Source organism: Myxococcus sp. CA005 (genome assembly GCF_006518205.1).
GTDB classification, from domain to species: domain Bacteria; phylum Myxococcota; class Myxococcia; order Myxococcales; family Myxococcaceae; genus Myxococcus; species Myxococcus xanthus.
Genome location: NZ_SRLV01000088.1, coordinates 1 through 26,122, shown reverse-complemented (window position 1 = coordinate 26,122; position 26,122 = coordinate 1). Strand labels below are relative to the sequence as shown.

At 69.3% G+C, this 26,122-nt stretch carries 23 protein-coding genes; 15 read left to right on the top strand and 8 right to left on the bottom strand.

Annotated features, from left to right (window positions below):
* Positions 1–93 precede the first annotated feature (93 nt).
* The 3 genes from ettA to FMQ63_RS29745 form a co-directional block, all read right to left on the bottom strand.
* The gene (gene ettA / locus FMQ63_RS29755; RefSeq protein WP_011550691.1) at positions 94–1,773 is read right to left on the bottom strand and encodes an energy-dependent translational throttle protein EttA; all 1,680 of its coding nucleotides are present in this window, start codon (positions 1,771–1,773) and stop codon (positions 94–96) included.
* Between the two features lie 258 nt (positions 1,774–2,031).
* Positions 2,032–2,364 (bottom strand): DUF2834 domain-containing protein, encoded by a 333-nt coding sequence (locus tag FMQ63_RS29750; protein ID WP_011550690.1) that lies wholly within the window; start codon positions 2,362–2,364, stop codon positions 2,032–2,034.
* A 43-nt stretch (positions 2,365–2,407) separates the two neighbouring features.
* Positions 2,408–2,872 (bottom strand): 2,4'-dihydroxyacetophenone dioxygenase family protein, encoded by a 465-nt coding sequence (locus tag FMQ63_RS29745; protein WP_011550689.1) that lies wholly within the window; start codon positions 2,870–2,872, stop codon positions 2,408–2,410.
* 84 nt (positions 2,873–2,956) lie between these two features.
* On the opposite strand from FMQ63_RS29745, the gene FMQ63_RS29740 reads away from it, so the two are divergent.
* The 8 genes from FMQ63_RS29740 (at position 2,957) to FMQ63_RS29705 (ending at position 11,782) form a co-directional block, all read left to right on the top strand.
* Positions 2,957–4,384 (top strand): PLP-dependent aminotransferase family protein, encoded by a 1,428-nt coding sequence (locus tag FMQ63_RS29740; protein ID WP_011550688.1) that lies wholly within the window; start codon positions 2,957–2,959, stop codon positions 4,382–4,384.
* Positions 4,385–4,472: 88 nt separating this feature from the next.
* Positions 4,473–5,303, top strand: coding sequence for a metallophosphoesterase (locus tag FMQ63_RS29735; protein ID WP_011550687.1), 831 nt, complete (start codon positions 4,473–4,475; stop codon positions 5,301–5,303).
* A 123-nt stretch (positions 5,304–5,426) separates the two neighbouring features.
* Positions 5,427–6,359: an ABC transporter ATP-binding protein gene (locus FMQ63_RS29730; RefSeq protein WP_011550686.1), complete on the top strand. Its 933-nt coding sequence runs from the start codon at positions 5,427–5,429 to the stop codon at positions 6,357–6,359.
* 24 nt (positions 6,360–6,383) lie between these two features.
* Entirely contained in the window at positions 6,384–7,130 is a 747-nt protein-coding gene (locus FMQ63_RS29725; protein WP_011550685.1) for an ABC transporter permease, read from the top strand.
* Positions 7,131–7,254: 124 nt separating this feature from the next.
* Positions 7,255–8,925 (top strand): serine/threonine-protein kinase, encoded by a 1,671-nt coding sequence (locus tag FMQ63_RS29720; RefSeq protein WP_011550684.1) that lies wholly within the window; start codon positions 7,255–7,257, stop codon positions 8,923–8,925.
* Positions 8,926–9,020: 95 nt separating this feature from the next.
* Positions 9,021–10,235, top strand: a complete 1,215-nt coding sequence (locus tag FMQ63_RS29715; protein WP_225909717.1) for a hypothetical protein — start codon at positions 9,021–9,023, stop codon at positions 10,233–10,235.
* A 14-nt stretch (positions 10,236–10,249) separates the two neighbouring features.
* The gene (locus FMQ63_RS29710; protein WP_011550682.1) at positions 10,250–11,224 is read left to right on the top strand and encodes a HEAT repeat domain-containing protein; all 975 of its coding nucleotides are present in this window, start codon (positions 10,250–10,252) and stop codon (positions 11,222–11,224) included.
* A gap of 27 nt (positions 11,225–11,251) precedes the next feature.
* Positions 11,252–11,782, top strand: a complete 531-nt coding sequence (locus FMQ63_RS29705) for a hypothetical protein (RefSeq protein WP_011550681.1) — start codon at positions 11,252–11,254, stop codon at positions 11,780–11,782.
* A gap of 84 nt (positions 11,783–11,866) precedes the next feature.
* Here the strand turns inward: FMQ63_RS29705 and FMQ63_RS29700 are convergent, their stop codons facing one another.
* Complete coding sequence (locus FMQ63_RS29700; RefSeq protein ID WP_011550680.1) at positions 11,867–12,439, bottom strand: glutathione S-transferase family protein; 573 nt, start codon at positions 12,437–12,439, stop codon at positions 11,867–11,869.
* 20 nt (positions 12,440–12,459) lie between these two features.
* On the opposite strand from FMQ63_RS29700, the gene FMQ63_RS29695 reads away from it, so the two are divergent.
* The 4 genes from FMQ63_RS29695 (at position 12,460) to FMQ63_RS29680 (ending at position 17,363) form a co-directional block, all read left to right on the top strand.
* Positions 12,460–13,773, top strand: coding sequence for a hypothetical protein (locus tag FMQ63_RS29695; protein ID WP_011550679.1), 1,314 nt, complete (start codon positions 12,460–12,462; stop codon positions 13,771–13,773).
* Between the two features lie 3 nt (positions 13,774–13,776).
* Positions 13,777–15,084 (top strand): cupin domain-containing protein, encoded by a 1,308-nt coding sequence (locus tag FMQ63_RS29690; protein WP_011550678.1) that lies wholly within the window; start codon positions 13,777–13,779, stop codon positions 15,082–15,084.
* A gap of 52 nt (positions 15,085–15,136) precedes the next feature.
* Positions 15,137–15,319, top strand: a complete 183-nt coding sequence (locus tag FMQ63_RS29685) for a hypothetical protein (RefSeq protein ID WP_011550677.1) — start codon at positions 15,137–15,139, stop codon at positions 15,317–15,319.
* A gap of 118 nt (positions 15,320–15,437) precedes the next feature.
* Complete coding sequence (locus FMQ63_RS29680) at positions 15,438–17,363, top strand: type 2 lantipeptide synthetase LanM (RefSeq protein WP_225909716.1); 1,926 nt, start codon at positions 15,438–15,440, stop codon at positions 17,361–17,363.
* Here FMQ63_RS29680 and FMQ63_RS29675 read toward each other — a convergent pair.
* The 3 genes from FMQ63_RS29675 to treZ all read right to left on the bottom strand — a co-directional run bounded on the left by FMQ63_RS29675 (position 17,353) and on the right by treZ (position 22,472).
* The gene (locus FMQ63_RS29675) at positions 17,353–18,789 is read right to left on the bottom strand and encodes a M20 family metallopeptidase (RefSeq protein WP_171452349.1); all 1,437 of its coding nucleotides are present in this window, start codon (positions 18,787–18,789) and stop codon (positions 17,353–17,355) included. The genes FMQ63_RS29680 and FMQ63_RS29675 overlap by 11 nt on opposite strands.
* A gap of 158 nt (positions 18,790–18,947) precedes the next feature.
* On the bottom strand, positions 18,948–20,300 hold the full coding sequence (locus FMQ63_RS29670; RefSeq protein ID WP_011550674.1) for a discoidin domain-containing protein: 1,353 nt from the start codon (positions 20,298–20,300) through the stop codon (positions 18,948–18,950).
* A gap of 306 nt (positions 20,301–20,606) precedes the next feature.
* Positions 20,607–22,472 (bottom strand): malto-oligosyltrehalose trehalohydrolase, encoded by a 1,866-nt coding sequence (gene treZ, locus FMQ63_RS29665; protein ID WP_011550673.1) that lies wholly within the window; start codon positions 22,470–22,472, stop codon positions 20,607–20,609.
* A 251-nt stretch (positions 22,473–22,723) separates the two neighbouring features.
* Between treZ and FMQ63_RS29660 the strand changes: the two genes are divergently transcribed.
* Both FMQ63_RS29660 and FMQ63_RS29655 read left to right on the top strand, forming a co-directional pair.
* Positions 22,724–23,869, top strand: a complete 1,146-nt coding sequence (locus FMQ63_RS29660; RefSeq protein WP_167545719.1) for an AAA family ATPase — start codon at positions 22,724–22,726, stop codon at positions 23,867–23,869.
* A gap of 108 nt (positions 23,870–23,977) precedes the next feature.
* The gene (locus tag FMQ63_RS29655) at positions 23,978–24,358 is read left to right on the top strand and encodes a DUF5335 family protein (protein WP_026114078.1); all 381 of its coding nucleotides are present in this window, start codon (positions 23,978–23,980) and stop codon (positions 24,356–24,358) included.
* A gap of 127 nt (positions 24,359–24,485) precedes the next feature.
* Here the strand turns inward: FMQ63_RS29655 and FMQ63_RS29650 are convergent, their stop codons facing one another.
* The gene (locus FMQ63_RS29650; protein WP_026114077.1) at positions 24,486–25,313 is read right to left on the bottom strand and encodes a M57 family metalloprotease; all 828 of its coding nucleotides are present in this window, start codon (positions 25,311–25,313) and stop codon (positions 24,486–24,488) included.
* Between the two features lie 537 nt (positions 25,314–25,850).
* On the opposite strand from FMQ63_RS29650, the gene FMQ63_RS29645 reads away from it, so the two are divergent.
* Positions 25,851–26,122 (top strand): PLDc N-terminal domain-containing protein (locus FMQ63_RS29645; RefSeq protein WP_194866452.1); only part of this gene is annotated, 272 nt, incomplete at its 3' end.

Sequence of the window (26,122 nt, the reverse complement as noted above, 5' to 3'; positions counted from 1 at the left end):
TGAAGAAGCTGCTCATGGCGTTCGCGGTGCTGAGGTGAAGCGCCGTCGAGCCACCGCACCTTGCAGGTACGGTGGCTCCGGACTTCCAGCGGCTCAGCTCTTCGTAATCGGGCGGTAGCGGATGCGGTGCGGCTCCAGGGCCTCGGGGCCCAGGCGCTTCTTCTTGTCCGCCTCGTAGTCCTCGAAGTTGCCCTCGAAGAAGAACGCCTTGCTGTCGCCCTCGAACGCCAGGATGTGCGTGGCGATGCGGTCGAGGAACCAGCGGTCGTGGCTGATGACCACGGCGCAGCCCGCGAAGCCGAGCAGCGCGTCCTCCAGGCTGCGCAGCGTCTCCACGTCCAGGTCGTTGGTGGGCTCGTCGAGCAGCAAGAGGTTGCCGCCGCTCTTGAGCATCTTCGCCAGGTGCACGCGGTTGCGCTCACCACCGGACAGGTCCTTCACCCGCTTCTGCTGGTCCTGCCCCTTGAAGGCGAAGCCCGCCAGGTACGCGCGGCTGGGCACCTGCCCCGCCTTGCCCAGGTCCAGGTGGTCCAGCCCGCCGCTCACCTCCTGGAACACCGAGTTGTCGCCGTCCAGCGCGTCGCGGCTCTGGTCCACGTAGGCCAGCTTCACCGTCTCGCCGATGTTCAGCTCGCCCTCGTCCGGCTTCTCCACGCCCGTCATCATCCGGAACAGCGTCGTCTTGCCCGCGCCGTTGGGACCGATGACGCCCACGATGCCACCGCGCGGGAGCTTGAAGTTCAGGTCCTCGATGAGCAGCCGGTCGCCGTACGCCTTGCGCAGCCCCTTGGCCTCGACCACCAGCCCCCCGAGCTGCGGGCCGGGCGGGATGATGACCTCGCCCGTCGCGTCGCGCTTGTCCTGCGTCTGGTTGAGCAGCTCCTCGTAGGCCGCGATGCGCGCCTTGCTCTTGGCCTGACGGGCCTTCGGGGAGGCACGCACCCACTCCAGCTCGCGCTTGAGCGTCTTCTGGCGGTGGCTCTCCGACTTCTCCTCCAGCTCCAGGCGCTTCTGCTTCTGCTCCAGCCAGCTGGAGTAGTTGCCCTTCCAGGGCACACCCTCGCCGCGGTCCAGCTCCAGAATCCACTCGGCCGCGTTGTCCAGGAAGTACCGGTCGTGGGTGATGCACACGATGGTGCCCTTGTACTCCTTGAGCGCCTGCTCCAGCCACGCGACGCTCTCCGCGTCCAGGTGGTTGGTGGGCTCGTCCAGGAGGAGCAGGTCCGGCTTCTCCAGCAGGATGCGGCACAGCGCCACGCGGCGCTTCTCACCACCGGACAGCTTCGTCACGTCCGCGTCGCCCGGCGGCAGGCGCAGCGCGTCCATGGCCATCTCGATGGTGCGGTCCAGCTCCCAACCATTCACCGCGTCGATGGCGTCCTGCAGCCGGCCCTGCTCGGCCAGCAGCTTCTCCATCTCCGCGTCGCTCATGGGCTCGGCGAACTTCGCGCTGACCTCGTTGAAGCGGTCCAGCGTGGCGCGAATCTCCTTCAGGCCCAGCTCCACGTTGCCCTTCACGTCGAGCGAGGCATCGAGCTGTGGCTCCTGCGCCAGGTAGCCAACCTTGGCGCTGGGGTCCGGCTTGGCGACACCGAAGAACTCCGTGTCCACGCCCGCCATGATGCGCAGCAGCGTCGACTTACCGGAGCCGTTGGGGCCAATGACGCCAATCTTCGCGCCGGGGAAGAACGAGAGGTAGATGCCCTTGAGGATCTCCTTGCCGTTCTTGACCTTGCGCAGGTCCTGCATCGTGAAGATGAAATTCTGGGCCATCTGGGCCTTCCTGCTTAAGGTGGAGTGAGGGGCTCTGCGGATACCAGGGTGCAACAGCGCACTCAAGGCGAGAGCGTCCCCCAACCCTGTGGGGCTCGAACGACCGGCCCCGGCAGGTGGGGGCAGCCCGGAACAAGCCGTCGCCCCCTTGGCCCGCGCCGCAGGCGTGGAAAAGCGAACGGTGCCGCCAGGCCCCCCCTGGGCCTCCTCCGTCGTGGCGGCCAGCTCCGGCTGCTCCATGACGGCGTCCATCTTCTTTCAATCCCTCTTGAACGCGCCGGCATCGAGCGCGAAGTACAGGAACAGCGGCAGGCCCGCCGAAACGCCGGCCCCCAGGGTGAGGCCCGTGACGAAGAGGGCCTGGTTCCGCTGGATGAACCGGCCGGAATACGCGGACACCAGCAACACGACCGCGGACACCACGACGTCCAGCCATGCGAACGCGCTGATGCGATTGGCCGTGGCCTGCGCGACGAGCAGTGGCACATCCAGCCCGTGCTCCACGACGAAGGGCACGAAGGCCGCGTAGGGGATGGCCACTCCCGCCACGGTCAGGGCCAGGAGCACGGACTTGAGGTGCTGGGTCTTCACCGCGTCAGCATAACAAGCGTGCCGTCACGCCATGTCGCCGGGCTCACTCGAGGGTGGCCAGGAACGGCGCGCTGTTCGCCTCGCACCAGCGGCGATAGGTCTGGAGACGCTCCTCGGACGTGACGCGCTTGGAGACCTGGCCATCCTCCGTCAGGTATTCGATGGCCCCGCGCACGGTGATGAGCAAGACCGCGGGCGCGTCGCCCGTCACCCGCCAGCTATCGACATTGCCGGGCGGCTCGTAGACGTAGCCACCGGGACCAATCACCTCCCCCGTGTCGAGCAGCTCGCGAGTTCCGGAGAGGTTGAAGCCGTGCGCCTCGCCGGTGTGACGGTGCCGGGGAATGACGGTGCCGGGCTCCAAGCGGAAGAGGTACATCCAGCCGGAGCCATCCTGGAAGAAGCGCAGCGGCTTGAAGGAGAGGCCCGCGGGCCCCATGGGAATCCAGGGCATGCGCTCGGGGTCGACCGGGCGCGAGGACACAGAGGACGAGGACGTGTCGTTCATGCCCGTCAGATTGCGCTCTCACTGGCCCTCCCACCGGGCCAGAATTGACGAATCTCACTGGGCCAAACTAGAGGGGCGTCTGGCATGGACCTTCACGTCGACCTCCAGGACCGCAGAGACGTCGCGGGGCAAATCTACCGAGGGTTGCGCGCGAGGATTCTCGACGGGCGGCTGCGAGACGGTGAGCAGGTTCCTCCATCGCGTGAGCTGGCCCAGCGGCTGGGCGTCTCGCGCAACACGGTGGGCGTAGCCTACGAATGGCTGACCGCCGAGGGCCTGCTCGTGGGCCGAGGCCGCGCGGGGAGCTTCGTCCAGAACGCGCCCCGGGAACGAGGTGCGCGCGCGGCGGCAACGCGCGGTGTGAAGCTGCGTCCGCGCGCCGTCTGGAGCGAGCTGCACGTCCCACCACCCGCCGAGCCGCCAGCGCCGTATGACTTCCGCGTCGGCAACCCCGACGCCGCGTTGTTCCCGTTCGAAGCCTGGCATCGGCTGCTCGCGCGGCACCTGCGCGCCGCCGCGATGACGGCAGCCTACGCGGACCCGGCCGGCCACCCCGAGCTGCGCGAGGCCGTGGCACGCCACGTGGGCGTCTCCCGAGGCGTTCGTGCCGAAGCGTCGGACGTGCTCATCACACATGGAGCGCAGCAGGCGCTGGACCTCGCGGGCCGGGTGCTGCTGGAGCCCGGAGACCGCGTCGCCGTGGAGGAACCCGGCTACCCACCCGCACGGCTCCTGTTCCAGTCACTCGGAGCCCACGTGGTGCCGGTGCCAGTCGACAAGGAGGGGCTTGACGTGCAGGCACTGCCGGATGACACGCGCCTCGTCTACGTCACGCCGTCCCACCAGTTCCCGCTGGGCATCGTGATGTCGCCCGCGCGCCGCAGGGCCCTGCTCGACTGGGCACGGCGGCGCGACGCAGTGGTCATCGAGGACGACTACGACAGCGAGTTCCGCTTCGGCGGCCGGCCCTTGGAGACGTTGCACAGCCTGGATCGTTCGGGTCGCGTCCTCTACGTGGGCTCGTTCTCCAAGGTGCTGCTCCCCGCGCTGCGACTGGGATTCCTCGTCGCGCCGCCCTCGCTCCAACGAGAGCTCCGGCTGGCGAAGCAGGTGACGGACTGGCACAGCCAGCTTCCCGCGCAGGCGGCGCTCGCGCGCTTCATCGACACGGGAGCACTGGCCCGGCACCTGCGAAAGACGCGGCGCGAGTACGAGCAACGGCACACGCGGCTGTCGGAGAAGCTCCGCCACCACTTTGGAGACGCCCTTGAGCAACTGCCCTCCGTCGCCGGACTGCATCTGTGCGTCACCTTCACGCGGGGCGGCGCTCGGTTGGAGCGGGAGCTCACGCGGCGAGCCCGTGACGCGGGCATCGGCATCGAAGCGCTCTCCGGCTACTTCGCCGGGGCGCCCACCCGCCATGGCTGGGTGCTGGGCTACGGCGGCGTGACGGTGGACCGCATCGACGAGGGACTCTGGCGCCTGCGAACGCGCCTCGCCGGAGCCCTCTGAGGCCACCGCACACTGCCCTCCCGTCAGTCCCGAAGCACCGCCCCCGTCCGCGCCCGCGACTCAAGCCTGAACCGGAACGGAAACCGCCATGTTCTCCTCCCAGACGTTCTTCTTCGCCGTGGTGGGCGACGTCCACGGGCACATGCACCAGATGGTGAGTCACCTCACTGCCTGGGAGGAACGCAGCCGCAGGCCGCTCGACTTCGTGCTCCAGGTGGGCGACTTCGAGCCCCACCGTCACAACGCCGACCTGGCCACCATGGCCGCACCCACGAAGTACAGGCACCTGGGGGACTTCGCGGCCTACCACCAGCGACGACGCCGCTTCCCCTGGCCCGTCTACTTCATCGGCGGCAACCACGAGCCCTACGGCCACCTCGACCTGTACCCCGAGGGATTCGCGCTGGCGCCGCACTGTCACTACCTGGGCCGGAGCGGCGTGGTGGAGTTGAACGGCCTCCGCGTGGCGGGCCTGTCCGGCATCCACCGAGAAGCCACCTTCTGCAAGTCCCGCCCGCCGCTGGCCTCGATGGGCGACGTGTCCAACAAGGACTTCACCTTCTTCAACGAAGAGGACGTCGAGCGAGTCCTGGCGCTCGGGCGCGCGGACGTGCTCCTGCTGCATGACTGGCCCTCCGGCATCATCCCGCCCGAGGAGGCCGCGGACTTCCAGGGACAGCGCCGCGGCGCGAGCCACGACCTCGTCGGCAACGCGTACGCGCGGCTGCTGGTGGACGCGCTCCAACCCCGGCTGGTCCTCTGTGGCCACCTGCACCGGCGCTACGCAGGCACCGTCCAGCACCCCGGCGGCCAGCGTTCGCTCGTGCGGTGCCTCGCCAGCGTGGAGCAGGGCGCGGAAGCGTTCGCGGTCTTCCAGTGCCGCGAGGGCACGCTCCAGGAAATCGCCATGTGGGAGTGACACCGGGTGGACAACGCGACGCGCCACCCTGCCCGACTTGCGCTGGCGAGTCGCCGGGGACGGACACCACGCCCGCACACAAGCCGAGCGCCGCGCGACCGGAGGTGTTACAGGAAGGGCCCCATGTCCGTCCCCGCCCTCGAACTCCAGGGACTCTCCAAGCGTTACGGAGAGTTCACGGCACTTCACACCGTGGACCTCGCCATCCGTCCCGGTGAAATCTTCGCCCTGCTGGGCCCCAACGGCGCGGGCAAGACGACGATGATTGGCAGCGTCTGCGGCCTGGTGAAGAAGTCCTCCGGCAGCATCCGCGTCTTCGGCAAGGACCTGGACCAGGACCCGGTGGGTCCGCGCTACGACATCGGGCTGGTGCCGCAGGAAATCAACTTCGACCCCTTCTTCACCGTGGCCGAATCGCTGCGCATCCAGTTGGGCTTCTACGGCCGCCCCGCGGATGAGGCGCGCATCGACGAGGTGCTCACCGCCCTCAACCTGCACGCGAAGAAGGACGCGTACACGCGCGCGCTGTCCGGCGGCATGAAGCGCCGGCTGCTCATCGCCAAGGCGCTGGTGCACAAGCCCCGCCTCGTCTTCCTCGACGAGCCCACCGCCGGCGTGGACGTGGAGCTGCGCCGTGACTTGTGGACCTACGTGCGCAAGCTCGCCTCAGAGGGCACCACCATCGTCCTCACCACGCACTACCTGGAAGAGGCCGAGGAGCTGGCCGACCGCGTGGGCATCATCAACGAAGGCCGCCTCCTCATGGTGGAGGACAAGGCCACCCTGCTGCGCCGCTTCGGCGAGCGCCGCGTCATCATCACCTTCGAGCAGCCGCAGCCCGGCCTGTCCGAGGCCGGCAAGCGCTTCGCCGCCCGCCTCAGCGAGGACGGCCGCACCCTCACCTACGTGGAGCGCGACGGCTGCGCCCCGTCCGGCGAGCTGCTCCGCGCCCTCTATGCCGAAGGGCAGCTCATCTCCGACGTGGAGACGCGCCGCTCTCGCATGGAGGACGTGCTCATCGAAATCCTCCGTGGCCGCCCACAGCAGGCCGCCTGAGCCCTCATCATGAACGTCCTTGGGATGAAGACCCTTCTGGCGAAGGAGGTCCGGCGCTTCATGCGCGTGCCGGGGCAAACCGTCCTGTCGCCTCTCATCAGCACCACGCTGTATTTCATCGTCTTCGGCGTCTCCATCTCCGGCCGCGTCCAGACGGTGGAAGGCCTGCCGTACCTGCACTTCATCGTGCCGGGGCTCGTGTTCCTCGGCATCGCCAACAACGCCTTCCTCAACAGCTCCTCCTCGCTGTTCATCACCAAGATTCAGGGCACCGTGGTGGACCTGCTGGTGGCGCCGCTGGGGCCCGGTGAGTTGATGGCGGGCTTCATCGGCGGCGCCATGGTGCGCGGGCTCGTGGTGGGTCTGCTCACCTGGGCCGTGGCCACCTTCTTCACCGGATTCAGCCTGGAGCACGCGGGAGTGGCCGCGTACTTCCTCATCCTGTCGTCCTACGTCTTCAGCGTGCTGGGCATGCTCGCGGCGGTGTGGGCGGAGAAGTTCGAGCAGATCAACTTCTTCCCCACCTTCGTCATGCTGCCCCTCACCTTCCTGGGCGGCGTCTTCTATTCCGTGCGCGAGCTGCCCGCGCCCTGGAACACCGTCAGCCTCTTCAACCCCATGGTCTACATGGTGGAAGGGCTGCGCTACGGCATGCTCGGCCGCAGCATCTATTCGCCCCTGGGCGCCGGAAGCATCCTCTTCGCCGTCGCCGTGGCGGCCACCGCGCTCACCTACGCCGTCCTGCGCTCCGGCTACAAGATGAAAGCCTGACTCACCCCGGAAAGCCGGGCAGGCCGCTCACGCCTGCCTGCCTGCTCGCTCCCAACCCTGTGGGGTAATTCGCGACTGAGCAATTCCCACGAGCTAAGAAAGAGCGATATCCTGGCGGGCACACATGGCTGTGCCATTCGGTAAGTACGAGCTGCTACGCAAGATTGCCTCTGGGGGAATGGGTCAGGTGTTTCTGGCCCGCGAACATGGGACGGGGTTCGAGCGACTTGTCGTCCTCAAGCTCATCCTTCCCCACCTCGCAGAGGATGATGAGTTCCTCTCCATGTTCCTGGACGAGGCGGGGCTCGTAGCGCGCCTGACGCACCCGAACCTCATCACCATCCTCGACCTGACAGAGATTGAGGGCCGCCACTGTCTGGCGATGGAGTACGTGCAGGGCGACGACGTGCGCCGCCTGGAAAAGACGTCCCGCGCGCAGGGCAAGGCGCTGCCGGTGGGACTCATCCTCCGCATCATCGCGGACGCGGCCGCCGGGCTCGACTACGCGCACCAGGCGCGTGACGCCCAGGGCAAGCCGCTGCGGCTGGTGCACCGCGACGTGTCGCCGCAGAACATCCTGGTCGGGTTCGACGGCGGGGTGAAGGTCATCGACTTCGGCGTGGCGAAGGCGGCCACCAGCAGTCAGAACACGGCCACCGGCGTCCTCAAGGGCAAGTACCCGTACATGTCCCCGGAGCAGGCCAGCGGGCTCGCCATCGACGCGCGCAGTGACTTGTTCGCGCTGGGCGTCGTCATGTGGGAGCTGCTCACCGGCAAGCGCCTCTTCAAGGGCGAGTCGGACATGATGACGCTGCGGCTGGTGAAGGACTGCCAGGTGCCGCGGCCGTCGCAGCTCAACCCGCGCCTGCCGCCGGGCCTGGATGAAGTGGTGCTCAAGGCCCTGGCGCCCTCGCCAGACCAGCGCTACCCGGACTGCGGCGCCTTCCGGCTGGCGCTGGAGGACTACGCGCTCAATCTGCGGCTGCCCTCCAGCAGCGCGCACCTGGCCGCCTTCCTGCGGGAGCTCTACGCGGACCGCATCGCCCATGAGACGGACCCGGCGAAGCTGGACCAGCTCGCGGAGGACGCGGACCTGGACTCGCGCTCCAACTCGTCGCTCAGCGGCGTGCCGGGGCTGCTGGGCCCCGCGGGGCGCTCCTCCGCGTCGCGGGCCATGCGCGGCTCCCCCCATGGCGCCGTCCCCGGGACGCGCTCGCGGCAGACCGCCGCCGCGCCGCAGCCGAAAGAGAAGACGCGAGGCACCGCGCCCCTGGCCCGTCCGCCTCCGGAGCCGGCCCGACGCATCCCCTGGCTCCCGGTGGCCACCGCGGGGCTGGGCCTGCTCATCGCGGGCGCGGGCATCGTCTTCTTCCGCTCGCCCGCGGACGCCACCCCGGCCCGTCCGCCGGTGGAAGTGGCCGTACCGCACCAGCCGGAAATCGCGCCGGAAGCGCAGCCGCCTCCAAGCATGGACCCCGAGCCGGCGCGCCACGTGAAGCTGCCCGTCATCACCGAGCCCCCTGGAGCCCGGGTGAGCGTCAACGGCGAGGAGCGCGGCGAGACACCGCTGCGCCTGGAGCTGGAGGCCGGGGCCGCCCCGGTGTCGGTGACACTGGCCCTCAACGGCTACGAGCCCGTGACACGGCAGGTGTCCGCCACGGACGAGGAGCTGCGCCTGGAGCTGAGGCGCGCCGGAGGCGGCAAGTCCGTCCCGGGCACGCCGACCGCCGGGACGAAGCGGCCCGCCAGTCCCGGCCAGGGCGGCGGCGGCCTGGGCATCAAGACGGGCCGCTGAGCCTCGCGCGGGAAAATCCGCGCGAAATGATTTTCTGAGACGGCGCGCGCGCCGGGCCCTCAGGGGGATTGGACCCCCTCACAGGCCCAGGCGCCATGACTCCAGAATCCCTCCACCGTTCCGCCGCCCCCGCTCCGGGCCGTCGCGTGCCCAAGGCGCTGGCGTGGCTCGCGAGCGCGGCCTTGCTCGTGGGAGGCGTGGCGCTGCTGTCGTCGCGTGGCGGCGATGGCGCGTCGTCCGATGCCGAAGCCGGCGGCACCGCCGCGGCGGCCCGCGAGGCCGCATCCGGCGGGCGAGGCCACGGAGGGCGCGCGGGCGCGGGTGGGACGCACGACGAAGAGCCGCCGCCCCCTCGCTTCGACGAGGCCGTGTGCTGGCGCGAGCTCGAGCGCTTCGACGCGGCGGTGACGCTGGAGAACTTCCGCGCGTGGGCCGCGCCGCTGCTCGCGTCGGGGGATTCACTGGTCGCGGACTACCTGGCGGGGCGCCTGACGGAGCTGATTGGCCAGGACCCGGGCCGAGCGAGCGAGGTGTTGTCCTGGGCGCGCACCGCGGGGCCCGACGAGTTCGACGTCCTCCTGACGGCGCTGCGTGGCTCGGAGGCGGTGCACCACGCCCAGGTGGCCACCCGGCTGCTGGCGCAGGGCCTGGACGCCACGCTCGACGGCGGACGGCGCGCGGGCCTCCTGGCCGCGCTGGACACACAGAAGCGCTTCGAGCCAGCGGCGCTGAACACGCTGACGTCCTTCGCGAAGGACCCCGTCTCCGGCGAGGCGGGCTGGGCCGCCACGCGCACCATCGCCCGCGTCATGAAGCGCGACTTCGAGGCGAAGGGCAACGCCGCGCCCTACATGGACGCGCTGCTCACCATCGGCACCGAGTCCCCCGACGAGCAGATTCGCTACCTGGCGCTGTCCACGCCCATGCACGCCACGCCCGTGCTGGATGAGCGCACCCGCGCGCAGTACGCGAAGGTGCTCACGCAGGAGGGCAGCCCGGACGGACGCGAGGCCGCCGCGCACAACCTCTCCATCTCCGGAGACAACCAGCAGGTGCTGGAGCTGTTCGCCCAGGCCTTCGCCCGGGAGCAGGAGACGTGCGTGCGGTGGGCCCTCTTCCGCTTCGCCGCCCGCGCATCCGGCCGCGAGGCCCTGCCCGTCATGGCCAACATGGCGATGACCGACCCGCGCTTCCAGCCCATCTACCAGATTTTCGAACAGCTCTACGCGAGCGGGCTCCACGACTTCGTCCGGCTCTGGAACAGCCTGCCCGACCAGGACCCCTTCGGCTGTCTCGTCGGTCACGACTGAGCACGGGAGCTTCCATGAAACGCCTCTGCCTTCTGCTCACGCTGCCCCTCTTCCCCCTACTGTCCACCGACGCGCACGCGGCCTCCACCGACACTCATCCCGCGCTCCGGGCCAGCACCTGCTCCGTGCGCGGGTTGATGGATGACATCCGCCGCGGACTGGGCTCCGGCTCACCGTCCTACCAGCGCTACCTGCGCACCCTGCTGCGCGAGGCCGCCGTCACGCTGCCGGACGCGGAGCTGCGCGACGCCTTCGCGCGGGAGACAGACCCCGTCATGGCCGAACACCTGGCGGCGGCGCTGGTGGCCCGCGCGGAACGTGAAGCGGACACCCAGGCCATGGACGTGGTGGCACAGCGCGCGTTGCACGACGCGGACCCGTCCGTGCGCGCCGCCACGCTGCGGGCCATGCGGCGCACCAGCGCGCTGGAGCGCACCGGTGATTTGTACGAGCGCATGGTGCGGGACGAGTCGCCCCAGGTGCGGCAGGAGGCGGCGACCAACCTCATCGAGGACAACGCACACGTGTACGCCGGCCAGTACGGCCCGGCGGCGGACACGGCGGTGACAGCCGCGGTGGCCTCCACGGACCCGGCGGTGACGGCGCGCATCCTGGACAACCTCTCCACTGAGAAAATCAGCGCCGAGTCCGCGGACCGCATCACGTCCCTGCTGCGCAGCGATGACGCGAGCGTGCGCAAGGCCGCCGTCAACGCGCTGGGCGGCGTCCCGGCGGAGCAGATGCAGGGCGCCCGCGAGTCCCTGCTCGCCATGTACCGCGAGGAGACGGACGAGGGCGTGCGCAAGGCGCTGCTCCAGAGCGTCGCGCAGCTCGGCTTCGAGGGCGCGATTCCCGACCTCCAACGCATGCGCGCCATGGACCCGCGCCTGGCGCAGGAGGCCGACGCGTGGATTCAGGTTCTCGGCATGGGCCTTCAGGAGTGGAGCCTGCTCCTGAGGGAGAAGCAGCGGTTGCAGCAGGCTCCGTGACAGGCAGTCCATTGAAAGGAACACCTCATGCGTAGCAGCACCTGGAAGAACTCCCTGGCCGCGCTGGCCGCGCTGGCGCTCATCCCCGCGTCCGTGACGGCGCACACCGTCAAGGGCACCCACACCGGCTCGGTGACGGCCCTGACCAACTACAGCAGCGGCACGTTCCACGGCGCGGTGGACATCGGCGCGGGCGGCCGTTGCAACTACTGGGGCGCGGAGACGGGCGTGGTGGGCTCCGTCTACTGGGCGGTGACCATCCGCACCACCGGCGTCGTCTGCAACGGCAACGGCAGCGGCAACCAGAACGAGGCACGCCACGCCTGGGCGAGCGGCTGGACGTTCCGTCAGTGGCACTTCATCAAGACGGCGGACTCCCGCAGCCGCACGTGTGACCGCTGCCAGGTGGGCAACATCGGCGGCACCGGCAACTCCACCGGTCCCCACGCGCACCTCCAGCAGGACAAGCTGGGGACGAAGGACACGTCCTGGTACAAGGGCTACGTCAGCGTGGGCACCGCCGTCACGCGCGCGAAGACCATCGGCGTTCTGGACTGACGCACGGGCCCACCTGGGCCGCCAGGAGGCCCGGACACGTCCCCATCGGAAGGTCCGGGCCTTCGACCTCGCGCGAGGCGCCGCTCAGCCCAGCTTCATGCCCTTCGGGCGGGCCAGCAGCCGTTCGATGTAGGCCTCCAGCGCGGGACGCCCCGTCTGGCTGCCGAAGATGCGCATCCAGATGAACATCGAACCCACCATCACGTCCGCCGCGGTGAAGCGCTCACCGAACAGGTAGGGCCCCTGTCCCAGTTCGCCCTCGACGACGTTCAGCACCGTCTCGAAGTCCGTCCAGCCCCGCGCGGGCCCCGTCGGCAGCTTCATCAGGTGGTCACCCATGGAGGGCTCCAGCTGCGACGTGGAGTACACCATCAACGACAGGTAGCGCCCCCAGTCCTTGTCACCCGGCTTCGGCGCGAGCTGCGCGTCCGGGAATTTCTCCGCCAGGTAGAGACAGATGGCCGCGCTCTCGAACAGCCGCGTGTCTCCGTCCACCAAGGCTGGCAATTTCCCAGCGGGGTTGATTTTCAAGAACTCAGGCGACTTGTTCTCCTTCTTCTCGAAGTCGATGGGGACGATTTCATACTGCGCGCCGCACTCATCCAGCATCCACTTGGCAATGACCGCGCGGCTTCTGGGGTTGAAATAGAGTTTCATCGTCGGACCTGACCTTTCGGATGGAGGACAGCGTTGCCTCCTACCAGAACACCGGCACGGGGCACGGCATCATGCGCGTGAAGAAATCCGCCGCTGGGCGCTCGCCCACCCGTCAGACTTCGATGGTGGAATCCCCGCCGATGAGACACGCACCCGAAGACTGGGCCCGCTTCGCGAGCACGCACTGGGAGCAGTCCCCCACGCGGCTGCGGCTGGGCACCCCGCTCATTCCGCCCGAGCAGGCCTTCCAGGGGCTCGTCTCCATCAGCGCGCCATTCCGCTTCGGTACGCGCTTTGGCGCCCTGCCCGACGTGCGCTTCTTCGCGGACACCGCGCGTATGCGCGCGCCCGGCACGCTCCTGCCCGGAGAGCAGGACGCGGACGCCACCGCGTATCTCCAGCGCGTCGGCCGCGAGCTCGGCGCGGCGCGCGGCTTCCAGTGCTTCGTGGAACAGCCGCTCATGCTGGACTACGCGCAGTGGGAGCGGGTGCGCGCCTTCGTCGACGGCGTGCTGGCGCGAGTCGGCGTGCCCGTTCTGCCCATCATCAGCGACCTGTGGCTGGGACGCTTCACCGAGCCGCCGCAGGGCGCCGCGCGCCGGGAACACCATGCCCGCTTCACCGCGGTGCTCCACGGGCGGCTGCGCGTGCGCCAATGGACGAAGGACGCCCACAAGGCCCGGACGGTGGAGGCCCAGGCGGGGGACGTGCTGTATGCGCCGTCCCACGTCTGGCAGGAGGAGGCGAGCGACGAGGGCGCCCTGGTGCTGCGGCTGTGGATTCCGGTGCGCGGCAGCGAGCCCCTGGAGGCCGTGAAGGCCCTGGCGGTGAAGCTCCTGGAGAACCAGGGTGAGGCGGATGACGCCGTCCCGTACCTGCCCTTTCCCGGGACGCGTGGACGCACGCCCGTGCCACGACTGGCGCACACCGCGAGCGCGCTGCGGGCCGTGACGCACGGCCCGGACCTGCGGCAACTGCTGCGCATCGCGTGGGCCCAGCGCGTCAGCGCCTCCGCGCTGGAGCCGGTGCCTCCGCCGCGTGCCCACGAGCCCCTGGAAGAAGACGCCTACGTGCGGAAGACGCCGCCGGGCCGCGTGGTGCGGATGCTGGACAGCCCGGGGCAGTGGCTATGGGCCGTCAACGGCCACGCGTTCGCCGGTCCAGGCCCCTTCGCGGCGCACGTACTGGACGCGCTGGCACCGGGCGTCCCCGTGCGGGTGGGCGCCCTGTGCGGCCTGGGGCGAGGCGCGTCCCAACGCGAGCAGGTGCGGGCCTTGCTGGAAACCCTTCATGCGCTGCGCGGTATCGAGCGCGTGCCGTCGAAGGAGGCATGACGGATGGCCCGCATCGACCTCCAGCGCCGGTTCGACTGGGACACCTTCGTCACGCGCTACTGGAACCAGCGGCCGGTGCTCTACCAGGCGACGGGCATCAATCCCTTCATGGACACGGACGTGTTCGACGCGGCGCTCGGGGCCTCGCGCGGCGCCATGGAGCCGCCCACGGCGCTCGAGGCGCGCACGGACGTCCAGTTCACCATCGACCAGGGGCAGCCCGTCCAACTCGGGCCCTGGCTTCCCCGCGACACCGACGGCTCGCTGGACGGCTACGACTCGCGGCTCGCGGACGCGCTGGGAACACGTCGCTACGCGCTCATCATCTCCCTGCTGCATTCCCACGGCTTCGGACTCTGGTCCCGCGAGCGGGCCTTCTTCTCCGACCTCTGGCGGCGCGTGGGGCTGCCCCTGTCAGGCGGCATCACCACGCTGTTCCATGGGAACTACGAGCACAGTCCGGTGGGCGTCCACCTGGACCGCTTCACCACGTTCCTCTTCGCCATCCGGGGCCGCAAGCGGATGCGCTTCTGGGCCAAGCGTCCCTGGAGCATGCCCGTCACCACCCTGGTGGACTACGCGCCCTATCTGGCGAAGTCCTTCACCGCGGAGGTGGGGCCCGGCGACATCCTCTACTGGCCCGCCAGCTACTACCACGTCGGAGAGAGCGCGAGCCGGGACGTCGCCACCAGCGTCAACGTGGGCATCCCCGTCACCGGACACCAGGCCCGCTATGACGTGGAGGACCTCGTGGGCCCAGGCCACAGCAACGCACCACGCACTCGCGACACGGTGCGTGGCCGTGCGCTGGTACCGGGCGTGCTCGACGGCGACGGCGTGCTGCCGCGTGAGCTGCCCGCCGCCCTGCGGCAGGCCGCAAACACCTTGCGCGAAAACAGCCGTGACGCACGAACGCAGGCCCACATCCGCACCCTGTGGCTCAACCGGCGCTCCGCGGGCGGCCTCGAGCCCCCACCACCTCCCGCGAGACGGCGGCCCCTCAAGGACACAGACATTCTTCACGGGAATAAAAGTTTCCCCATCCTGCTGGAGAAAACAGGAACGGGTTGGTGTTGCTCAGCCAATGGCAACGCATTGCATGTTTCAGGCCTTCGGCAGCCGGTGAATAAACTTGTCGCGACATTGAACACGGCGCGCACGGTAAGCGTGGGTGAACTCTTGCACCCCTTCCCCTCGCGAGGCGACCTGCCGCTCCGCGCCTTGAAACCGCTGCCCGCGACGCGGGCGGGCATGCGTCGGATGCTGGAAATTCTACTGACATTTCGAGCCATCCAACTGGCAGGCCGATGACGTAGCCAGCAAAGACATCTCAACTTGACTCAAGCGAATTACACACTTTACCATGCTTGAGCTGTCTGACCCCAACGTGTGGAGGATTCCCATGGTGAAGGCGAAGACGAAGACGAAGGCGTCCAAGCAGACCAAGAAGCTGACCCAGGCGCTTCGGGAGCTGAACAAGACGACGAAGCCCGCGGGTTCCGCCAACGTGTTCAATACCTGCTCGCGCTTCATGTACTGCGTCTAGGACACGCGCCGCTGGCGCCTGATTGAACACGTCACACGCGCGTCCCGGCCTCGCCGGGCCGCGCGTTTCTATTTTCGCCCCACCGGGCCAGGGCCGACTGATGACGCGAAGGGCGCATGTGCTGCCATCCCTTGCACCAACACCTCCAGCCGCCCCACCCCGCTTTCCTCCGCAGACCCGCCGCCTCCTGGAGGCCGTCCGCAAGGGCCCCGAGGCCAGCGACTGCTTCCCGCCCATTGTCCGGCCCGGCCCCGAGCGTGTGCTGCAAGCGGCGCGCGCCTTCCAAGGTGCCAGTGACGCCGCGCGGCTGGGCGCCCTGCTCTCACAGCCCGCCTTCCGGCCGCTCGTGGATTTCTATGAAGCCCTGGGCGACGGGTGCGACGCCATTGCCCGGCGACACCCGGGCCTGTTCGGCGCGCGCGTCGTGCGGCTCACCAACGCGGCGCTGTTCGGCCCGGTGCTGACGGATGCCTTCACCTTGTGCGCCGCCACCCCGGCGACACAGGGGCCCCACCCAGGGCTGCTCCGCCTGAGGGACGGGTTCCTGGCCTTCTTCGGCCTCTTCACGAAGCGGCTCACACGCGACCTGAAGGCCGGCGTCTTCCGCCGCGCGGGCTTCGAGGGCCCCGTCACCCAGCTCTGGGCCAACCCCGAGGAGACGCACAACGGGCGGCAGCACGTCCTGCGCGTCCAGTTCCGCCGGGGCGGCGCGCTGGCGTACAAGCCCCGGCCCGCGAGCGGAGAGGCCCTCTTCCTGGCGGAGCCGGAGCGGCGTGGCCCACGTTCCTTCTTCGCCTGGGTCAACCAGCTCCCGGCGGCCTCGGGAGCGGTGCGGCTCCCCACCCTGCGCGTCCTGCGCGGACGAGGCAGGGACGCCTTCACGTACAACTGGCAGGACTGGATTGAACGTCCCCGCCAGTGGGGCGTCCTCCGCGATTCGCCCCAACTGAGGCTCCACGGCTGCCAGTTGCCGCCGCCCCAGGCCGCGCGCTTCTGGCACCACGCGGGCGCCCTCACCGGCACGTGCTTCGCCGTGGGCGCGGCGGACCTGCAGGGCAGCAACCTGGTGGTGGGCGTCCGGCGCGGTCAACGCGAGCCCCTGCCCTACCTGGTGGACCTGGAGCTGTTCTTCTGTCCCGTGCGCCGGCTCCCGGAGACAGGGCTGATTTCAGCGGGGAACCGGCGCGGCAACCACCACGTCGGCTTCGAGTGGCGCGCCTGGTGGTGCACCACCGGCGGTCCGCTGCTGTGCTTCTTCCCCACCCGGAACGGCGCGCTCCAGCTTCGCCCGCGAAGGCGCGCGTGGGCCCGGGAGGAGGCCCGCTCCGTGGTGGCGGACACAGACGGCCACGTAGGCTACGCGGCCCACCTGCTGCCCTTCCTGCGCGGCATGTTCGACGTGTGGACCAAGCTGCTCATGGAGCACGAACGCGTGACGGCCTTCCTCGCGCGCGCGGCGCGGCGGCACCATGTCCGCGTGCTCGTCAAACCCTCGGACGCGTATGACGCGCCGCTGGAGCACATGATGCTGGCCTCCTCAGGGCAGGTGCCCGGCGCCAGCGACCGGGGCCGCGTGCGCTTCAGCCCCGAGGAGCGCGAGCAACTGGGCCGCTACGACGTGCCGTACTTCTTCCGCAAGGCGGACGGCGGTCCCCTGCTGATGATGGATGCGCCGCCCACGTCCGCGGCCTTCCGGCCCGTGGGCGAGCAACAGTTCCTGGGGTCCACACCGCCCCCTGCCCCGCACATCCTGAACGGCGAACAGCTCGGCCTGATGAACCTGGGCGTGGCCCTGCGGGATGCGGTGGACGCCGTCGCCCAGGACCTGCGCCACCGCGTCCAGGAGGCGCCCCAGTGGGGCGTGCGTCTGTCATTGGCGAAGGACCGCCGCACGGGCGCGGTGTCCTTCGACTGGCCGGAGACGGGCAAGCGCCTGACGTTCTCCTGGAACCGCCGCACCGTGCGCCTCACCGACGAAGCGCTGGACGAGGCGCCCGCCCCCCAGCCTGGGAGGCGGGCCCGGCGGAAGCCGCCTACCGCTTGAAGTGGTCGGCGATGACGCTGGCCACGCAGCAGGTGAGCTTCTTGCCCGTGGGAATGTGGAGGAACTCGTTGGGACCGTGGGCATTGCTGCCCGGGCCCAGCAGGCCGGTGATGAGGAACTGCGCCTCCGGGAAGCGCTCGCCCAGCATGCCCATGAAGGGGATGGTGCCGCCCTCGCCCATGGCCATGGCCGGCCGGCCGAAGTAGGTGGCGGACGCGGACTCCACCGCGTTCGACAGCCAGGAGGCCAGCGGCGGCGCGTCCCAGCCGGTGCTGGACTTCTCACCCTCGAACGTCACCGTCGCGCCGTAAGGCGGGTCCTTCACCAGCGTCTGAGTCAGCGCATCCATGGCCGCCTTGGGGTCCACGCGCGGCGGGATGCGCATGGACAGCTTCACCGTGGTGAAGGGCCGCAGCACGTTGCCCGCGCTGTTGAGCGCCGGCATGCCGTCCACGCCCGTCACGGACAGCGCCGGACGCCACGTCCGGTTGAGCACCAGCTCCGCGCCGTCGTCCGACATGGGGCGGATGCCGGGCACCCAGGGGAACTTGGTGAAGACCTCCTCCCCCAGCACCTTGGCCGCCGCGCGGGCCTGGTCGCGCCGCGCCTCCGGAATCTGCGTGTGCAGGGCCTCCACCAGCACCTTGCCCGTGCCCTCCTCCTCCACGCGAGACAGCACCTGCCGGAGCACGCGGAAGGACGACGGGACGATTCCGCTCGCGTCCCCGGAGTGCACGCCCTCCGTGAGTACGTCCACCCGCAGGTTGCCGGCCACCATGCCGCGCAGCGACGTGGTCATCCACAGTTGCTCGTAGTTGGCGCAGCCGGAATCCAGACACACCACCAGCGACGGCTTGCCGATGCGCGGCGCCAGCGCCTCGATGTAGGCCGGCAAGTCGTAGCTGCCGCTCTCCTCGCACGCCTCGATGAGCACCACGCAGCGCGCGTGCGGCAGGCCCTGCTCGCGCAGCAGGCGGATGGCGGTGAGCGACGCGAAGGCGGAGTAGCCGTCATCCGCGCCGCCGCGCCCGTAGAGCTTGTCGCCCTCGCGCACCGGCGTCCACGGCGTCAGGCCCTCGCGCCAACCCGTCATCTCCGGCTGCTTGTCCAGGTGGCCGTACAAGAGGATGGTGTCGTCGCCCTTCGTCCCGGGCACCTCCATGTAGATGACCGGCGTGCGCTCGCGGCCCTTCTCGTCCTTGAGGCGCACCACCTCCAGCACCAGGCCGGGCAGGTGCTGGGCCTGCGCGAGGCACCAGTCCGCGACGAGCTGGACGGCGGCCTCCATGTGGCCGGAGCGGACCCAGTCCGGGTCGAAGGCGGGCGACTTGTTGGGGATACGAATGTAGCGCTCGAGCGCGGGGAGGATTTCCTGCTCCCAGATGCGGTCGGACGAGTCGGTGGCGGTCTGGACGTTCATGGCCATATCGGGCCGAATCCAGAACACGGGAGAGGGGCCCCTGTCGACAGCGGGAATCCACCAGGAGGCCGGATGGCGTTGATGGCCCCCATCGGATGCGCTGAAAACGCCCCACCCCGGCACTCCTGGGAGTACCGGGGCGGGCGCCAACTGTCGTCAGCCGTTCACTGCTCCGCGGGGATTTCGCGCACGGACATCCACTTGAAGTCCACGTCGGTGGCACTGTCCCAGCGGAAGACCGCGATGGGGCCGCCCCAGGTAATCGGCATGGCGTTCACCGCGCCGCCACAGTGACTGGCGTCGCCACCCCAGCTACCCGAGTCCACCATGTCGTAGACCTTCTTCCAGGTCTTCTTGTCGGCGTTCTCGTTGAGGTACATCTCCAGGCGCACGGCGTCCTTGCCGTTGACCTTGGTGTTCCGCATCACCGACTTGAAGCCCACCCAGCGGCCGCGGAGCGCGGACGTTCCGGACTTGTACGCCGCCTGTTCGTACGAGACGTGCCACGTCTCCTTCTGCCAGCGCACGCGGCCGTCATAGTGCAGCGAGCCCTTGTAGCTGCTGCCCTCGCAGCCCGAGTTGTTGTCGTTGTGCTTTCCGCCACGCGCGTACCAGGCGAAGTTGTCCGAGACGTCGGACGTGGAGTTGACCTTGATGAAGCCCGTCATCTCCACGTTCCGCCAGTCGTTCGCCGCCTGCATGTAGCCTCGGCTGGCCAGCACGTCACGGTCATAGGTCGGAATCTTGGACGCGCTGTAGCCCGTGGAGGTGAACACGGACATGCGCACCTTGCTGTTCTTCATCTTCCAGGAGCCGTCCGAGTTGCGGGTGATGGTGTTCTGCGGGTCAAAGCGCTTGTCCGACGTCGCGTTGTCCGCCAGGAACCACTGCTCACCGCCCGACTTGGTCGGGTAGAGCATCGTCACGCCGAACTTGTCCTGCGTGGAGCCCGGGCCGGGGTCCGGATTCTCCGGGTCCGGATTCTCCGGGTCCGGATTCTCCGGCTCCGGGTCCGGGATGGTGGCGCCGGAGAGGGCCGCCATGTCCGTGATGCTGCCCCAGGTCGTCTGGGTGCTGCCGTAGAAGGTGACGCGCACGTAGCGGGCGTTCACCGTGGGGAAGGTGACGCGCTCGAAGTCAGCCGACTTCCCGGAGGAGATGCCCACGAAGACGCGGGTGAACGTGGTCCCGTCCGTCGACGTGGCGATGTCGAAGAGGTTGATGCGCTCGTTGCCACGGAACCAGGCGATGTCCAGGCCGTTCAGCGGCTTCACCGACCCCATGTCGCCGCGAATCCACTGGCCCGCGCCCGAGGCCGACCAGCGCGTGGCCTTGTTGCCGTCCACCGCCATCGAGGGAGGGGTGGGAGCGTCATAGGAGCTGGCGGTGGCGGAGACGAAGCCTCCAGCGGCCAGCGCGGGCGTCGCGAACGCGCCGACGGCCAGCGAGAACGCGGTGACAGACGTGCGGAAGCGCTTCCATCCCCCCAGGGACGAAGTCGAGTGCTGTCGATTCAAGTGACTACCTCAAGTGAGGCCGCGAGCTTCCGCGACACATCGGAGCGGCCAGGAGCCTTTCCGGAGCGCCGCGTTCCCCCCGCGGCGCGTGGACTTCCATTTCTCCTGCCGTCCGGAAGGAGGCACCCGCGCTGACGCGCGGAGGCTTTCTCCAGGAGCGGCCAGAGGTGTTACCGACTCAACGACGGACTGCGGGCCCCAATACCCTTTGAGTCGATATGGAATTCCCACGACATTTCTTGAGCATGTTTTCAGCCATGCCCGCTCGCCCTGCAGCGATACATGCAATGAAACACGGCGCGTTTCTCAGTCTTTGGCGGGAAGTCTTATCACAGCCAGAGCCGAACCCTTCAACCGCACCGTGTCTTGCTTCAATGGCTGCAATTTTTCGGAGCCGCCGAAGCAAGCGTCTTCAGTCCACAGCACCAGCGCCGAGCCGGCGGGCACCGGATAATCCAGCGCGCCGCGCAGGCTGAGCAACACCTGCAGTCGCTGGCCGCCCCCACGCCGTTCGAGCACCAGTGCGTCCGGCCCCAGGGCCCGGGCCGCATAGGAGCCCCGCCCCGTCTCGCGCAGGGCGGGCTCCGATGCGCGCAGACGGAGCAGCTCCCGGTAGAGCGCTCGCACGCCCGCATGCCCTGGCTGCTCCGCCTCCGCCCAGTCCAGTTGAGAGCGGGTGAAGGTGTCGTCCGCTTGCGGGTCCGGCACCTCCGCGCCCGCGAAGCGCGCGAACCCGGCGAACTCCTTTCGCCGGCCCTCCGTGACGAGCTTGCCCAGCTCCGCGTGGTGCTCGGTGAAGTAGAGGAAGGGCGTGCTGGCGTTCCACTCCTGCCCCATGAAGAGCATGGGCGTGTAGGGAGACAGCAGCAGCAGTCCACTCATGGCGCGGAAGGCCGCGGGGCTCACGTCGTGCCCCAGCCGCTCGCCGAAGGCACGGTTGCCCACCTGGTCATGGTTCTGGATGCAGTGGACGAAGCGCCAGGGCTCCAGCCCATCCGCCTTCGTGCCTCGCGCATGGCCCAGGTTCTTCGACACCTGCCCTTCGTAGAACCAGCCCTGGTTCAGCGTGCGCGCCAGGTCCTCCGTGTTGCCCGTGTAGTCCTGGTAGTAGCCGTCGCTGTCCCCCGCGAAGGCGCGGCGCAGTTGGTGGTGGAAGTCATCCGCCCACACGCCGTCCAGCCCCAGGCCGCCCTCCGACGCGGGGCGCATCAGGCGCCGCTCGTTGCGCTCGTCCTCGGCGATGACATGCACCTTCCGGCCCGGCGCGCAGGCCCGCGCCCGCTCGGCGACCTCGGTGAGCAGGTGCGGCGTGCCGTCGTCGATGATGGCGTGCGCGGCGTCCAGGCGCAGGCCGTCCAGGTGGTAGTCAGCAATCCACATCTCCACGTTGGCCAGCACCTGGGTCCGCGCGTGGGCGCTGCCTTCGCCGTCGTAGTTCACCGCGTCGCCCCACGGCGTGTGGTGGCGGCCGGTGAAGTAGTGCGGCGAATACACCCGCAGGTAATTCCCATCCGGTCCGAAGTGGTTGTAGACGGCGTCCATCAGCACCGCGAGCCCGTGCGCGTGCGCGGCGTCCACCAACCGGCGCAGCCCCTCCGGACCGCCGTAGGCCTGCTGGGGCGCGAACAGGCTCACGCCGTCGTAGCCCCAGTTGCGGCGTCCCGGGAAGGACGCCACCGGCATCAGCTCCAGCGCGGTGATGCCCAGCTCCTTGAGGCCGGCCAGACGCGGGATGAGCGACTCGAAGGTGCCTTCGGGCGTGGCCGTGCCCACGTGCACCTCGTAGATGACCAGCGCCTGCGGCGCCACGCCCTTCCAGCCCGCGTCCGTCCAGGCGAAGTCGGGCACCACCACTTCGGACGGCCCATGCACGCCCTGGGGCTGCGAACGCGACCACGGGTCCGGGAAGGGGCCTTCGCCATCCACGCGCAGCTTGTAGCGAAGCCCCGCGCCCTGCCCTTCCAGCACCGCACCGAAGCAGTCGCCGGGCTCCGGCGTCATCGGCAAGACGCGGCCCGGATTGCCTTGCGCGTCGTGCAGCACCACCTCCACGCGCTGGTGGCCGGGCGCCCAGACACGCCACCGCACCCGCTCACCCGCCTCCACCCACGCCCCCAAGAGAGGGGCCTTCGACCGCGCTGCCCGAGACTCATCCGCTGGACCCATGGGCATGTCCCTGTAATGCGTCACCCCTGCCCTTGAGGAGCACTCCGTGTGGCCGGACGCGCCCGCCGCGCGGCGGATGTTCACGGGTAGGCATGGTGCCCGGAAGGAATGGGAACCGGCCGACGGTGTTCGTGACGACGACACCCCGGGTTGGAAGACGGCCGTGAGCAGGCGCGCGACCCGCCTTGTCGGCCCCGCGCCCCGCCAGGATGATGCGCCCGCCGGCGGCCACCCGCCCCTGATTGGAGTCCCCTGGAATGAGCATCACCCACCCTGGCCTGGAGCCGCTGCCCGAATCGCCTGACGAGGACGTGCGCGCGCGCGTCGCCGCCATCGAGGTCCTCTCTCCCCGCGAAATCGACGAGCGGTTGTCGGACCTCGGCTACCGGGGGCAGACGGAGGCGCGCCGCGCGGCATCCGTGCTGGCGTACCGGCACCTGCGCCGCATCCGTCACCTGTTCCTGGAGGGGCTCGCCCCCGAACCGGGCATGCGGGAGAACTGCCTCTTCCTGGGGCCCACCGGCTCAGGGAAGACGTTCCTCGTGGAGCTGCTGTTCCGCGAAATCCTCGCCGTTCCCACCGTGCTGGCGGACGCCACGCAGTTCTCCGAAACGGGCTACGTGGGCGACGACGTGAGCACGCTGCTGTCGCGCCTGTACGAAGCCGCGGACCGGAACGCGGCCTGGGCCGGCTGCGGCGTGGTGTGCATGGACGAGTTCGACAAGCTCGCCACCAGCCGCTCCGACAGCCGCTTCGCCGGCCAGCAGACCACGAAGGACGTCAGCGGCTTCGGCGTGCAGCGCAGCCTGCTGCACATGCTGTCCGCCCCCAGCGCGGACTTCCCGCCCGACTTCGGCTTCACCAGCCGCCAGCGGCCCGACACCATGGAGCTGGCCTGCGTCACCTTCATCGCGTGCGGCGCCTTCAGTGGCCTGAGCGCCACCGCGGAGGGGCTGGCCCGGAGCGAACACCTGGGCTTCGGCCGCGAACCGCTCCCGGCGCGGGTGGAGAGCATCGCCACGCGAGTGACGGAGGAGCAGTTGGAACAGACCACCGCCTTCGCGCGCTACGGCTTCATCCCGGAGCTCATTGGCCGCTTCAACCGGCTGGTCTCCTTTTCGCCCCTGGACGCGGGCACCCTGGACGACATCCTTCAACACAACGTGCTGCGTGCCTACGAGCGCGAGTTCGAGCAGGAAGGGCTGCGCCTGCAGGTGGACACCGAGGTGCGGGAGTTCGTGGTGGCCCGCGCGCTCAAGCGGGAGACGGGCGCACGAGGGCTGCGCACCACGCTCGCCCCCTTGCTGGAGCGGGCCGCCTACGAGCACTTTGGCCACCGAGACAACGACGGCACGCTCCGGCTGACGCTGGAGGCCGGCGAGGTCCAGGCGCGGCGGGTGTAGCCGCGCGCCTCCCTGCCAGGTGACGTGCCAGGGAAGCAGGCCCGTTCCACACCCCGCACGCACAAGCCTTACGGTTTTGCTGAGCAACGGAATCCGGAGGGCAAACACATGCATCACACTCGGGAGATACCCAGGGAAGGCTGGGGGGACTACCTCGCCTTGCTGAGCAACCTGGAGCGCGACCACTGGGTGCGCATCGAGACGGAGAGCGTCGACTTCGGCGACCAGCCGCTCGCCGGCAGGCTGCCGCTGGTGGAGATTGCCCTCGAGTCGAAGGGGAGCGACCAGGGCTCCGTGGAAATCATCGTGGGCCGGCCGGGCGGAGAGGTCACCCACCGCATCCTCAAGCCCGACCACATCTACGCGGACGAGAGCGAGAGCGGCGAGCTGGAGTGCCTGGACATCGAGGACGCGGACCAGGTGAAGACGCTCATCTTCTTCGAGCCGCAACGCGCGGGCGACGAGCTGGGCATCGGCGCGCCGTCCTGACGACGGGCCCCACGCGAGCACGATGAGGCCGGAAGGCACCCGCCCGAGCAAGGGGTGCCCTCCAGCCAGCGCGCCTTCCTGACCGGGCCTCACGGCGCGGCCAGGGCGGCGGTCCTGCATCGTGAGACTACGGGTACAGCGCGCGAGCGCCCTGCTTGTCCAGGGTGGTGAGCACCAGGTCCCCCGTCTGGGTGCCAGCGCACTGCGGGTAGTGCATGACGGACGCGCGGTCATACGTCGACGTCAGGGCGCGCCACGCGTTGTCCTCGAAGCAGCTGCCCGTGGAGCGGGTGTGCTCGTGACGGAAGCCCAGCACGTGGCCCAGCTCGTGGCGCATGATGCCCTCCAGCGTCCAGGGCGAGATGGGGCCGAAGGCGGTGTTGTCCACCAGCACGTTGCGGCCCGAGCGCCCCGAGTTCGGGAAGAAGGCGCGCGCCAGGTACTGGCCGCCCGAGTTCACCGGACGCACGTCGAAGAGCACGTTGTTGTTCGAAGCGGTGCAGGCCCCATCCTGCGCGGTCACGTGGGTGAAGTTGACGTTCGCGGTGGCCTCCCAGGCCGCCGTGGCGCTGTTCATCGCCGTCACCACGCGCGCCTTGTTGCCGGAGAAGGTGCTGCTGACGCAGTACGTGAGGTTACGCGCCTGGGTGGCGCTCCACTTCACGTCCCCGCTGAGGGCCTTGGTGGGGCTCGTATTGTAGACGGCCAGGCCGCCCCGGCTGGTGCCCGTCTCCGCCGCGACGTGGTTGTCGAAGAAGGCGCGCAGCTCCTCCTCGCTGTCCAGCGCCATGTCGCCGTCGAAAATCAGCTTACCCTCGGGATCCTCGTACACCGAGGCCCGGAACTCCTCCCACGTCATCTTCGTCGGCTCGGACTCGGAGGCCTCCGGGCCACCGCACGCGGAACCGAGAAGGGCCACACCAGCAACCAGCGCAACGGAGCGGAACTTGAGCATCTTGGGGTTTCCTCTGACGCCTACTTCGGGGGACGCACCCGCCGCCCGGCGATTCCGCCAGCCGCGGCCTGGAGCGCTCCGCCCTTGAGCAACCGCCGCGCCAATCCGACGCCTAGAGGACAAAGCAAGCTTTCACTGCATTGCATGGACTAGCGACATTCCATGTTTGAAGTCAAAGGACGTAAAAACTCCTGACGGCGCGCCCGGCAACGTGGCGTCGGCACGGAGGAATCGCTCCTTTCGAGGCAGTCGCATCCAAACCAGACAGTGCTGTCTGTTTATCGGTCACCTGCCCCGTGGGTCAGGTCCGCTGCGCCCGGGGAGAAAACCACCCGTTGCAAAACGCCAGACATTGGCAAGATGCATTCCCAGACAGCCTGCGTCAACCCTCTCACCACAGCAGGGCCGGATTCATTCAGCCAGCGCCGACACGGGGGATGACGGCCGTGGGGGTTGATTCCCGACGCCCAGGGGCGCTGAGGACTGCGCGCTCCATGCGGGCGTGATAGGCGGAACAGGAGGACCCCGCCGTTCGCTATGCACCTGTTCGACATCCCCGCGTGGTTGGAGGTGGCCTGGCCCCATGTGGTGGCGGCGCTGACCGTGCTCATCAGCGTGGTGGCCAGCGCCCATGCGGTGCTGCACAAGCGGGACGTGCGGGCCGCGGTGGGCTGGGTGGGACTGGCGTGGCTGGTGCCGGTGCTGGGCGGGGTGCTGTACGTCCTGCTGGGCATCAACCGCATCCGGCGCCGGGCGCGTTCATTGATGCTGAAACAAGAGCACGGCCGCTTTCCGCCGCTGTTCCAGGT